Annotated in this window: 10 protein-coding genes; 2 read left to right on the forward strand and 8 right to left on the reverse strand. The window is 59.6% G+C overall.

All coding sequences use genetic code 11. From position 1 onward, the window contains the following. Positions 1 to 77 precede the first annotated feature (77 nt). Positions 78 to 872 (forward strand): ABC transporter permease, encoded by a 795-nt coding sequence (locus ACQ5BM_RS33710; RefSeq protein ID WP_429820527.1) that lies wholly within the window; start codon positions 78 to 80, stop codon positions 870 to 872. A gap of 432 nt (positions 873 to 1304) precedes the next feature. On the opposite strand, the gene ACQ5BM_RS33715 is transcribed toward ACQ5BM_RS33710, so the two are convergent. From ACQ5BM_RS33715 to lysA, 8 genes are all read right to left on the reverse strand, one after another. Next, positions 1305 to 2933, reverse strand: coding sequence for a D-aminopeptidase (locus ACQ5BM_RS33715; RefSeq protein ID WP_429820530.1), 1629 nt, complete (start codon positions 2931 to 2933; stop codon positions 1305 to 1307). A gap of 110 nt (positions 2934 to 3043) precedes the next feature. After that, complete coding sequence (locus ACQ5BM_RS33720) at positions 3044 to 3562, reverse strand: L,D-transpeptidase family protein (RefSeq protein WP_429820532.1); 519 nt, start codon at positions 3560 to 3562, stop codon at positions 3044 to 3046. A 34-nt stretch (positions 3563 to 3596) separates the two neighbouring features. Continuing rightward, positions 3597 to 4568, reverse strand: a complete 972-nt coding sequence (locus ACQ5BM_RS33725; protein WP_429820534.1) for an ABC transporter ATP-binding protein — start codon at positions 4566 to 4568, stop codon at positions 3597 to 3599. Then, entirely contained in the window at positions 4565 to 5563 is a 999-nt protein-coding gene (locus ACQ5BM_RS33730) for an ABC transporter ATP-binding protein (protein WP_429820536.1), read from the reverse strand. Before ACQ5BM_RS33730 ends, ACQ5BM_RS33725 begins: the two co-directional genes overlap by 4 nt. 11 nt (positions 5564 to 5574) lie before the next feature. Then, positions 5575 to 6465: an ABC transporter permease gene (locus ACQ5BM_RS33735; RefSeq protein WP_429820539.1), complete on the reverse strand. Its 891-nt coding sequence runs from the start codon at positions 6463 to 6465 to the stop codon at positions 5575 to 5577. Then, positions 6462 to 7400, reverse strand: coding sequence for an ABC transporter permease (locus ACQ5BM_RS33740; RefSeq protein WP_429820541.1), 939 nt, complete (start codon positions 7398 to 7400; stop codon positions 6462 to 6464). Before ACQ5BM_RS33740 ends, ACQ5BM_RS33735 begins: the two co-directional genes overlap by 4 nt. Positions 7401 to 7518: 118 nt before the next feature. Beyond that, complete coding sequence (locus ACQ5BM_RS33745; protein ID WP_429820543.1) at positions 7519 to 9105, reverse strand: ABC transporter substrate-binding protein; 1587 nt, start codon at positions 9103 to 9105, stop codon at positions 7519 to 7521. A 96-nt stretch (positions 9106 to 9201) separates the two neighbouring features. After that, positions 9202 to 10539 carry a diaminopimelate decarboxylase gene (lysA, locus tag ACQ5BM_RS33750; RefSeq protein WP_429820545.1) on the reverse strand — a complete coding sequence of 446 codons (1338 nt, stop codon included), beginning with the start codon at positions 10537 to 10539 and terminating at the stop codon, positions 9202 to 9204. A gap of 191 nt (positions 10540 to 10730) precedes the next feature. Between lysA and ACQ5BM_RS33755 the strand changes: the two genes are divergently transcribed. Then, on the forward strand, positions 10731 to 11657 hold the full coding sequence (locus tag ACQ5BM_RS33755) for a LysR family transcriptional regulator (RefSeq protein ID WP_429820547.1): 927 nt from the start codon (positions 10731 to 10733) through the stop codon (positions 11655 to 11657). Positions 11658 to 11781: the final 124 nt, after the last annotated feature.

Raw genomic sequence — 11781 nt, forward strand, 5'->3', positions numbered from 1 at the left:
GCTAAAACACTGCCATACGACCAAGGTCGCGGATCGGCTGAAGGCGCTGCCGGTTATAGTGAGATCGGGAGATTTCGATGGCTGATATGCGCGCCGAAGACCACCCGTCGGGCACGGTCTTTATCTTATCGCTAGGGCTCTTCGCCCTTTTCTGGGCTGCGCTTGCAGGTCTGAAGGCCGATCCTTCCGTCCTGCCCGGGCCGGTCGATGTCGCACGCGTGTTCTTCGCGGAAATCGCATCCGGACGCCTACCGCGAGAACTGCTGGCGACACTGCTGCGCGTCACCACTGCCTTCGTGCTCGCGATGACGGCGGGCAGCCTGCTCGGTTATCTGCTCGGCCGTTACAGGATGTTTGACCGCTGGGCGGATCCTTGGGTGACGATTTTCATGAACCTGCCGGCGTTAGTGCTGATAGTGCTCTGTTATCTCTGGATCGGCCTCAACGAACTCGCCGCCATCGTGGCCGTGACACTGAATAAGACGGCGATGGTGATGATCACCATCCGTCAGGGCGTCCGAAATTTCGTTCCGGCGCTGGAGGATCTCGCAATCGTTTCCCGCCTGTCCCGCCGCGACCGGTTGCGCCATCTCGTTTTGCCGCAACTCTCCCCTTGGCTTGCGGTCGCGGCGCGCAACGGTATTGCAGTGATCTGGAAGATCGTCCTCGTCGTCGAATTCCTCGGTCGCTCGAATGGCATAGGTTTTCGCGTCCACCTCTATTTCCAGCAATTCGAAACCACCCATGTTCTCGTTTACTCCCTTGCTTTCGTCGCGGTCATGTTAGTCGTCGAGCACTTTGTCATCCAGCGCTGGGAAGCACATTCCGTCCGCTGGAAACGGCCGCTCAAAACGGCTGACGCAGGCTCATAGCGGCCTCTGGTGTTCGCGCAACGCAATGACATGTCGTCGGTTCACATCCATTCAAGGCGAGGGATTGAAAGTCGGCTCTGGGGTCAGTGCAGACTGTCCCCTTTTCGACAGGTCTAGCTAAGAGCGGGGTTAGAACGAACGTGACGTCCGATGCACGTGGCTCTCATCGCGGCCTTAGTGGCGCCGGCCGTGATCGACTTTTGAGCCAAACGTAGGCGCGGGCAGAAAGATTGCGCCTCGCCAACCGGTTCGGGGCAGGTTATAGAAGACGATAACGTCGCCATATTAGAACTGACGTTCTACGCCCGACGAGGTTTCGACGCCAAAGAGCGGCGTTGCAAGCTTGCGCGGCCGGACAGCGTAGGTTGGCGCTCCTGGACCATAGCCTGCAGAACCACCGCCGGTTCGAACCATAGACGCGAGCCGAAGATTTTAGCTAGGGGCCAACGGTTCGTTGGTGTCCGAAACTTGCGACGGGCCCGCAGAAGCCTGTCGGTCTCTGGCTTGGCGCCGATAGCTAATTTTGCGAGCGAGCCAGCAGCCAATCGTCAGGCCTGCGACGTCTCCGGCGGCGTTGCGCTCCACTTGGACGGTCCAATCGCCAGGAGGGGCGGCATCCATCGCACGTCTTGTGGTGATGATCCAGATGTCCTCGGCCAGCGCGTACATGCGTTCCACCGGACCCGTGCCGAGCATCCCCTGAAACATGGCGTGCACGGCGCCGGCGCGGGACTCGATCTCAACATACGCATCGAGCTCCTCAGACCAATACCGACCGGCAATATCGGCGCTGTCGGCCCATTCGATCGGGGAGAGGGGACGTGCGATAACCTTGAGGTTTTCGCTTTCCCGCTGCATAACGAGCAGCTCACCGTCCTTTTTCAAGCTGACCGCGTGGCCGCGGGCGACGCCGTCGGCCGAAACCGTGAGCCGCGCCGCCGACGGTGCGTAATACAGTTTGACGCCAGTCGTTTCCTGGACGGTCCGCACAACGAGGCCCTGTTCCTCATCGAGCCAAAGGCCATCCCAATTTTCGGGACGCACGGCGTCGCTGGCAGCTTCGCGACCGAGAGCGGCGTTTAGAAGAGCGGTGGCAGCTGTGAAAGTGCTGGTGTCATGGTTGAACATGACCACTACGGAAAGTCGTTCCTCCGCCGCATGGAGCCGGAAGGAGCTGAAACCCCGCAGGCCCCCGCCATGCCCGGTGATCTTGATGCCTCCGACCGTGTCACGGCGCAGCCCGTAACCATAGCTTGCTGGCGATCCGTCTGCGTAGGTGACCGGTACCGACAGACGATTGTAGAGACTGCGGGGGTCATTGCGGGTCGCGTCAATATGCAGTTCCCAGGCCAGCAGATCGTCGAGCGATGCGGCAATACCCGAGTCGCCGAACCAAAAGACACCGTTCTGCGCCGGCAGAAAGCCGACGTCGTCGTTACCCTCATAACCGACCACGCCGTCGAGCGGAAAACGGGTGTCTGCGGCGAGTTCCGCGGTTTTCATACCAGCTGGCGCGAAAATGCGCTCGGCCAGAAGCTCACCGAACGCACGGCCCGTTCCCCGCTCGATGAGTTCGCCAATTATTCGAAAGTTGGCATTGTTGTAGGAGTAAAGTTTACCCGCCGGGAAGTGGCCGGTTTTCGATCGGGCAATGAGCGGAAGCGCCATTTCGCGGGTAAACTCCGCCTCCGGCTCGGCGCCTTGAAGGACCGTCAACGCCCAATAGTCGCGCAAGCCTGACTGGTTATGGCAGAGCTGCTCCACTGTTGGCAGCGTATCGCGGTAGTCGGGAATAAAGTCCCTCACATGGAGGTCGAGGGCGGCCGGATCCTCGAACTGGTCCAACAGCAGCGCACAGGTGAATTGCTTGGAGAGCGAGCAGATCGGCAAGCGCGTAGCCGCCGTCATCGGCAGCCGCCGGTACATGTCGGCAAATCCCCAGGCATGGCGGGCTATCACCTGCCCATCCTTGACCACCCCGGCGACACCGCCCGGCCCTTTGTATCGGCGCGGCAGGAGATTGAGCATTCGATCGAGCGCGGCGGCATCAATGGCTGTCATGATGAAGAGATCTGTGTTGGGAACACCATGCCGAGCGCATGGTCAGGAACGAGAGAAAGACCGCCGGGCCGCCGCTTGGAGCCACGGCTCGACGGCGACGGCGCCTGTCATCAGGCCGCGTCAGAGAATACGAGGTGGGTTGAAGGCCCAGCCAGCGTCAGGAACGTCAGCAGATTATCCCGCGAAAGCGCCGCGCATCCCGCCGTAGGCGTGTAATCCGGACGGGCTATGTGCAGAAAGACGGCACTACCCGCGCCTGCGACCGGTGGGTCATCGTTGTGGCCCAGAACGACGACGATGTCGTAGAGATCGTCATCCATCCAGAGCTCTTCGTGACTTGCGGCAAAGGGCAGCTTTACCTGGCGATTGTAGTCCGGATGCGAGGGGGCGTCACACCAGCCGTCCAAGCGATCAATGGCACCTGTGCGAAACGGCGATTCCGGTTTGGCGATCCGGTCAGCACGGTACAAGACTTGGCGGATTGGCCAACGCCCGATCGGGCTCGCACCGTCTCCCTCGACCTTTTCGCTTGCAGCGCGCAGACCGCCGCGGCCAATAGCGCAGCGCCAGTGCTTGTCTCCATAGGCGGCCTGCCAGCCATCCCCGTTTCGAGATACGATCAAATCCAAGCCTGAACTCCTTCCTTGACGTGAAACACCCCGATCACCGATCCAAGGGAAAATGACATGCGACGACCCGGCCACCACGGTGTGACAACGCCGGCTCCTCGCTTCTGCAGATCGCCTGGGCATAGGGGCAGCGCGTATGAAAACGACATCCTGACGGCAGGTTCATCGGACTTGGAATGTCGCCGACCAGCATCGGCCTTTCGCGGCTTCTCTGATGCGGATCAGGGCGTGGGACCGCCGAGATCAGAAACATCGTGTATGGATGGCGAGGATTGGAGAAAATCTCTTCCGTCGTTCCGACCTCCACCATCCGCCCAAGGAACATCACTCCCACGCGATCGGCAAACTGGCGCACGACGCTGAGGTCGTGCGTGATAAACAGATAGGTGAGTTTCAGCTGTTCCTGCAGGTCACGCAAGAGGTTGAGCACCTGCGCTTGGATCGAGACGTCGAGTGCGGAGACGGCCTCGTCGCAGACAACGAACTCCGGGCTGTTGGCAAGTGCGCGTGCAATGCCGATGCGCTGTCGTTGCCCGCCGCTGAACTGGTGGGGGTAGCGGCGCAGGAGCTGCCGGCGCAGTCCGACCATGTCGAGCAGTTCGCCGCAGCGTTTCTCGATCTCGGTCTCGGTCCCGAAACCGTGCGCGCGCAGTGGTTCCGCCAGTATGTCCTTGATCCGCATGCGGGGGTTAAGCGAAGCGTAGGGATCCTGAAAGACGATCTGCAGCTTCTTGCGCATCGCCCGCATCGCAGCTTCGTCCAGCGTGTGCAGGTCCTGGCCGCGATACCGCACAGTGCCGGCGCTCCGCTCGATCAGACGCAGCATCACGCGGCCGAGCGTTGTCTTGCCACAGCCCGACTCGCCCACCAGTGCGAAGGTCTCCCTCTCGCGAATTTCGAGATCGACGCCGTCCACCGCACGGACCACCCGCTCCGGGCGGAAGAAACCAGAGCCGATGTGGTAGTGCTTGCTCAACCCCTCGGCTGAAATGAGGACTTCGCTCACGCTTTTCCTCCTTGTTTGTCGTGCAGCCAGCAGCGGGCCTGATGCCCGTTGCCCAGATCGGTCAGTTCAGGCGACTTCAGCTTGCAGATCGGCATCGCGTCAGCGCAGCGCGGATGGAATCGACAGCCCGTGGGAAGCTTCGCGAGATTGGGCACCACACCCGGAATGCTGTTCATGCGCGTGGCCGTGCGCTTTTCCGTTGCCATCGGGATCGAGGCAAGCAGACCTCTGGTATAGGGATGTGAAGGCCGATCGAAGAGGTCGAAAACGTTGGCGCGCTCGACAATCTGACCGGCATACATCACGTTCACCTCGTCGCACATCTCGGCAATGATCCCGAGGTCATGCGTGATCATGACGATCGCTGTACCGACCCTGTCGCGAAGCGCCATCATCAGCCGCAGGATCTGTGCCTGGGTCGTCACGTCGAGCGCCGTCGTCGGTTCGTCAGCAATCAAGAGCTGCGGTTCGCAGATAAGACCCATGGCGATCATCGCCCGCTGCCTGAGACCACCCGACAGCTGATGCGGATAGACGTCCAGCCGTGCAGCAGGCTCCGGAATGCCGACAGTCTCGAACATGCGCAGAACCTTCTCGCGGATGGCGCGCTTGCCAAGATTGGTGTGGATGGCGAGCGGCTCGCCAACCTGCTGGACCATGGTCTTGACCGGGTTCAGCGATGTCATGGGCTCCTGAAACACCATCGCGATTTCCCGGCCGCGCCAGCGGCGTAACTCGTCCCTGTTCAGTCGCGCCAAGTCGGTTCCGTTGAGCATGATGCTGTCGGCGTTCACCGTTCCCGGCGGAGTGGGCACGAGCCCCATCAGCGACAGCGCCGTCATGCTTTTTCCGGAACCGGACTCGCCGACGAGGCCGACGATTTTGCCACGCCCGACGTCGAACGAAACGCCGTCGACGACCCGGACAGGTCCGTTCTGTGTTTTGAATTCCGTGCGAAGGTTACGCACGCTCAGCAAGTTAGCCTGATCTGTCATCATCGCGCTCATCAATCTTTCATGTAGGGATCGAGCGCGTCCCGCAGACCGTCGCCAACAAAATTGAATGCCAGCACCGTTATCAGGATCGCCACCCCCGGCATGATGGCAACAAGCGGAGCCGAGAAGATGTACTCCTTACCCTTGGCCACCAGAAGTCCCCAACTCGCCTCCGGCGGCTGGACGCCCACCCCGAGAAAACTGAGGCTCGATTCCCACATGATCGCCTCGGGGATGCTGAGCGAAAACAGCACGATCAGGGTCGGGACGACATTGGGGAAGATGTGACCCCTCATGATCTTCCCCTTCCTCGTGCCATTGGCGCGTGCTGCCTCGATGAACTCCTTCTCCTTGACGGCAAGTGTCTGGGCACGCACGACGCGGGCGACACCGGCCCAACCGACGAGGCTCAAGGCGATGAAAATGTTGAAGAGGTTCGCCCCGAGCGTGTACATCACCACCATCGCGAGCAACAGCGAGGGGAAAGCAATCATCATATCGGCGAGCCTCATGATGATGAAGTCGATCCGACCGCCGAAGTAGCCGCTGATGATGCCCAAAACAGCTCCGATCATCAAAGAGATGAAGCTCGGAACGATGCCAACGATCAGCGAAATCCGTGCCCCGTAGAGAATACGGGTCAACAGATCCCGGCCAAAGTTGTCTGTTCCCAGCCAAAACGTGGCGGAGGGCGGCAAGAATTGTTCGTCCATGGCCACGCGATAGGGATCGTGGGGGCTTATGAACGGAATAAAAAGCGCCACGAAGACCAGAAGGCCGACCAGGGTCAGTCCGACCATCGCCATGCGGTTCTTCGCAAAAACCCTGATGCCGTCGCGCAGGAAGCTGTCGTTGCCGGCATCGTCGATGACGTCCACGTTGCCCTCTGTGATCTCTGTCATTTCGAGCCTCCCTTCATTTCATTGCGAATGCGGGGGTCGAGGAAGGAATAGAGAATATCTGCGACGAGATTGCCCAGGATGACGAGCGCGGTGGCGAAAAGCACGGAGCCCTGCAAAAGAGGCATGTCGCGCGCCTGAATGGCACTGACGGAGATGCGGCCCACTCCTGGAATGCCGAAGATCGCCTCTGTAATAACGGCGCCGGAAAGAAGCCCTGCGACTTGGATCGCCATGATGGTGACAACCGGGATGAGAGCGTTCTTGAGCGCATGCCGGCGGATGACAAGCAGTTCACGCAGGCCTTTGGCACGCGCTGTGCGAATGTAGTCATGGCGCATCACTTCAAGAAGGCTGGAGCGGGTGAGACGGGCGATCACACCGGCGGAGCTCCAACCAAGAACGATGGCCGGCATGATCACGTACTGGTAGCCGTAGAACCCTGATACAGGCAGCCACTTCAGCTTCAGGGCGAAGACGTACTGCATCAGCAGAGCCGACCAGAAGATCGGCATCGACACGCCAACCAGCGAAAAGCCCATGAAGAGATGGTCGACCAGGGAGTCGCGCCGCACCGCCGACAATACACCCACGGGGATACCGATCACCCACGAAACGAGCGCCGCGCAGATGGTGAGGATAAGGGTGTTGGGGAAGGCGTTCAGGATCAGCGTCGTCACGTCTCGATTGAGCTTGATCGAAACACCGAGATCGCCCTGGAGGGCAGCAAAGAGGAACCGGAAGTACCGCGTGAGGAGCGGATCATCGAGGTGCATCTGGGCCCGAACGCGCGCGATAACGTCTGCGCTCGCATGCTCCTTCATCAAGAGCGCGATGGGGTCGCCGGGAATCACGTTGAGCATGATGAAAAGCAGCGCCGTGATGCCGATCAGAACAGGGATCGAGATCGCGATACGCTTTATCACGAAGGTCAGCATCGAAAGAAATCTTTCACTCAGCCTCGCGGCACCGCAGGCGCAGGGAGGTTGGTCCTACAAGAAGGGGAAACGAGTGTGCGGGCGTTGGGTTACCAACGCCCCCGCCAGCAGAAACGTCTTATTCGACTTCCATCTTGTAGTAGCTCATATCGCTCCAACCGTTCCACGGCACCACGAAGTTCTTCACCCGCGGCTGAACCACATAGGCGTGGTCGAGGCTGAACATCGGCACCCAGGCGGCATCTTCCTGCACGATCTTGTCGGTCATCTTCTGATAGAGCGCGCAGCGCTCCTCGGCATTGGTCATCGAGCGGGCCTTGTCGAGTGCTACGAAGACCTCCTCGTCGTTGTTGTTGTAACCGCGAACTGCCGTGCCGCTCTTGCTGAAGAACGTGTAGAAGAAGTTGTCCGGATCGTTGAAGTCAGCGGACCAGTTCTGCGTGTAGTTGTCGACCGTGCCAGCCTTGCGGCTGGCGAAGTAGGCCGACTCGTCCATCGTCTTGATCTGCGCGTTGAACCCGGCCTCCTTGATCTGGGCCTGAATGATCTGGTTCATGTCGGACCACTTCGAGGACCAGCTGCTGACCTGCGTGAGGTTGATGTCCACACCATTGGGATAGCCCGCCTCTGCCAGAAGCTGCTTGGCTTTTGCCGGGTTGTATTCGATCGGTGTGGCAGCGGTGTAGCAGCTGATGCCGCGCGGGATGACGCCGTTCTCGATCGCACCCTTGCCGTAGAAATTCTTCTGGAGAATTTCATCGCGATTGATCGCCATCTGGAACGCCTTGCGGACGCGAACGTCGTCGAAGGGCTTCAGTGCCTGGTTGATATGGTAGTAGTACATGCCGACGCGAGGGCCCGACCGAACCTGGTCTTTCCACTGATCGCTCCCGATAAAGTAGGGGAGCTGCGTTGGCGCATAATCGATGTCGAAAACATCCAGCTCGCCCGATTCAAACAGGAGGCGCAGCGTTTCTGGATCCGCAACGACGCGGATGATGATCTCGTCGAGCTTCGGACGGCCCTTGAAATACTTTTCGTTGGCTTCGAGGATCTGGTTGTCGTTGAGGTTGTATTCCTTCAGGATGAAGGGGCCGGTGCCGTTGGTCGTCTCAGGCGTCAGTCCATATTGATCGCCGAGCGGCTCTGTGAATTTCCGGTTGTAGATCGAGGCGCCCGGGCTGGCGAGCAGCGCGATAAAGGCTGCATAGGGTTCCTTCAGGACGATCTTGACAGTGTACTTATCCACCGCCTGCAATCCGGGAACCGAAGTAGCGGTCCCTTCCAAGCGCTCCGCGGCGCCATCCACGAAGTTGAGGATGTCGGTGCTGAGGGCCTTGGTCTTGGGATCAAGCATGCGCCCGAAGGTGTAGACCACGTCGTCTGCCGTCAGTTCCTCACCATTGTGGAAGAGCACGCCCTGGCGAAGATGGAATGTGTACGTCTTGCCGTCTTCGGAGACTTCCCAACGCTCGGCGAGGCCGGGCACCAGCTGTGTCTGACCGGGGCCGCTTGTCTCTGCTTCCACGAGGCGATCGTAGACGTTGAGAGGCAGCGTATAGAAATCCTGCGTCATCTGAACGTCGACAGTCTTCGGATCCTCCTGGTAGGCGATCCGAAGTACGTGGTCGGCCGCAAGGCCGCTGGTGGTCAGGGCAAGCGTCACAAGCCCCGTTGCCATCAGAAATTTGACCCTATTGAGCATTTTCGTTCCCTTCTTTTTAGTTCCCCATCCGGGTCGGCGGCCACGACAATCGCGGCGTCCTTTCCCGGCGGTCTCATTGTCGGACCAGTGTCCGGTTCAGCCTGTACCGCGGGCCATCATCGGCTCGTGCGCGCCCTCCGATGGGCTAGCAACCTGCCATGCCCCCGCTTGCTCAAGCTTCAGCATCTCGCCGATATCCTGCCTATGGCGGACCGTTCTGAAGCGATTTCCTTCGACAAGGACCTCCGCAACGAGATCGCGGGAGTTGTACGTCGATGCCATCGAAGCGCCATAGGCTCCGGCACAGTCAAAGGCGAGCAGATCGCCCGCGTTGAGTGTGCCGAGCCCTTCATAGGATCCGAACTTGTCGGTGCTTTCGCAGATCGGGCCGACGAGGCTGTAGGCGGGGGCTTGTTCACCTGCTTGCGGCGCGCGAAGCGGGAGGATGGGGTGGTGTGCGTCGTAAAGTGCCGGGCGCATCAGATCGTTCATCCCGGCATCCAGAATCCCCATGGGGCCGTTCGCCATGTTTTTCAGATAAAGCAGCTCAGTGACGAGCAAACCCGCCCGTCCCACCAGCCAGCGGCCCGGCTCGACAGTCACCTTGCAGCCGAGATTGCCGACGGTCTCATGGATGATCGCGGCATACTCGGCGATGTCCGGACCAACTTTTCCATCGTCAGCGATGCCGATGCCGCCGCCGAGATCGAGGCGCGGGACAGCCAGGCCTTGGTCGCGCATCGACGTTACAAGGTCAGCCATCGCCGCAAAGGCTTTGCGAAACGGTGTCATATCCTGGATCTGTGATCCGATGTGAACCGCGACGCCAACCAGTTCCAGCTCGGGCCGTGCAGCAGCTTCGGCGTAGATGTTCGCCACATCACCGATCGCGATGCCGAACTTGCTCTCTTTCGTGGCTGTCGTGATCTTTGCGTGAGTCTTGGCATCGATATCGGGATTGACGCGGATCGCGACGGGTGCGCGCTTGCCGAGGGAACGTGCCACCTCGGCGACGGTCGTGATTTCGGCAGACGACTCCACGTTAATCTGATGGATACCCACCTCGATCGCACGGGCGATTTCTGCACGGGTCTTGCCGACACCGGAAAAGATGATCTTCGATGCCGGCACCCCTGCGGCCAGCGCGCGCTCCAGCTCGCCGCCGGAGACAATGTCCATGCCGCAACCGAGGTCGGACAGCAGACGTAGCACCGAGATGTTGCTGTTCGCCTTGACCGCAAAGCAAATGGAAGCCCCGATGGGGTGGACGGCGGTTGCAAGGTGCGTGTAGGTGGAGCGGATGGCATCCGCGGAATAGCAATAAAAGGGCGTCGACACCGCATGTGCGACCGCGCTCAGACAGACATCCTCGATATATAGGTTGCGGCTGCGGTAGGAGAGCCACTTTCGGTCATTATCGCGTTCATTTCTCATCGTTTCCCTACGATTAATCATCTATCCATCACAATTATAGGTCCCGCGTCACACCATGATTTCAGAGCATGATGCGGGAGGGAAATAATTGATACGGCTTTCTTATTCGGTTCTGATATAACGCTCCGGCGCCATTTACAGCCGTGTTCACGGCTAACCTATTCAACTATAAATACCCGTGAGGCTGAACCGTGCGGCTCAATCAAAGGCAATTGGAGATTTTCAACGCGATCATGATCAACAAGACAATGATCGCGGCGGCGGCGTCACTGGGGACATCGCAGCCCACGATCAGCCGCGAGTTGCGTGATATGGAGCAGCGGATCGGCTTCGAGCTCTTCCTTCGCTTTGGCAAACGACTCACGCCGACCAACCAAGCGCTTCTGCTGCACGAGGTCGTGCGCCGTGCCTTTGTGGGTATGGAGGAAATCAGTCGCGCTGCTTCGGCGATACGGACCCACAACGCGGCAAACTGTCGGGTCGCGACCATCCCCGCCTATGCCGAAGCCATTATCCCCCGAGTGGCACAAAGGTTGTTGAAACAACGTCCAGCCGTTCATCTTTCACTGCATTCCCTGGAGGAATTGTCGCTGCAGCACGAAATGGCGACGACCGTGTTTGACCTCGGAGTCACCGAGGGGCGGTTCGAGTATCAGGGGGTGATCTCACAGCGGATTGACGTGGGTGAACTCGTTTGTGTTCTGCCATTCGGGCATCGCCTCTCGGCAAAGAGGCTGCTCGCGCCGGAAGATTTCAATGATGTGCCGTTTGTTTACTTCTCTCAAGACGATCCGTACCGACGAAAGCTGGACGATATCTTCTTTGCGGCAGGCGTCTCGCGCAGCTATGCAGTCGAAACGACGACGGCTGGCAGCGTATGCTCGATGGTTTCAGCCGGGGTGGGCGTGTCGATTATCAATCCGCTGACCGCTGCAAGCTATCTGGGCAAGGGCGGAGTGGTTCTGAGAAGGTTCAGTGTCGCCGTGCCTTATACGCTTGCGGTGTGGCGTCCGGCTCGCAAGTCGGGTTCAGCGGCCGCGGAAAAATTCACGTCGGTTTTGAGAGAGGTTGCCAACGAGATGCGAGCGACTTTGTTGTCCGCCATGGACAAGAGCTAGATGTTTGATCCCAGGCTTTGATGGGGCATCCTTATCTTCCGAATCAAAGGATGCGCTATGGGCCAGGTTCTTCATGGGAGCGCCACGACGACAGAGGCGGTCCGTCGAGCGATACAACATAGTC

Origin of the sequence: Ensifer sp. B1-9 (genome assembly GCF_050474445.1) — a bacterium.
In the GTDB taxonomy this organism is placed as follows: domain Bacteria; phylum Pseudomonadota; class Alphaproteobacteria; order Rhizobiales; family Rhizobiaceae; genus Ensifer.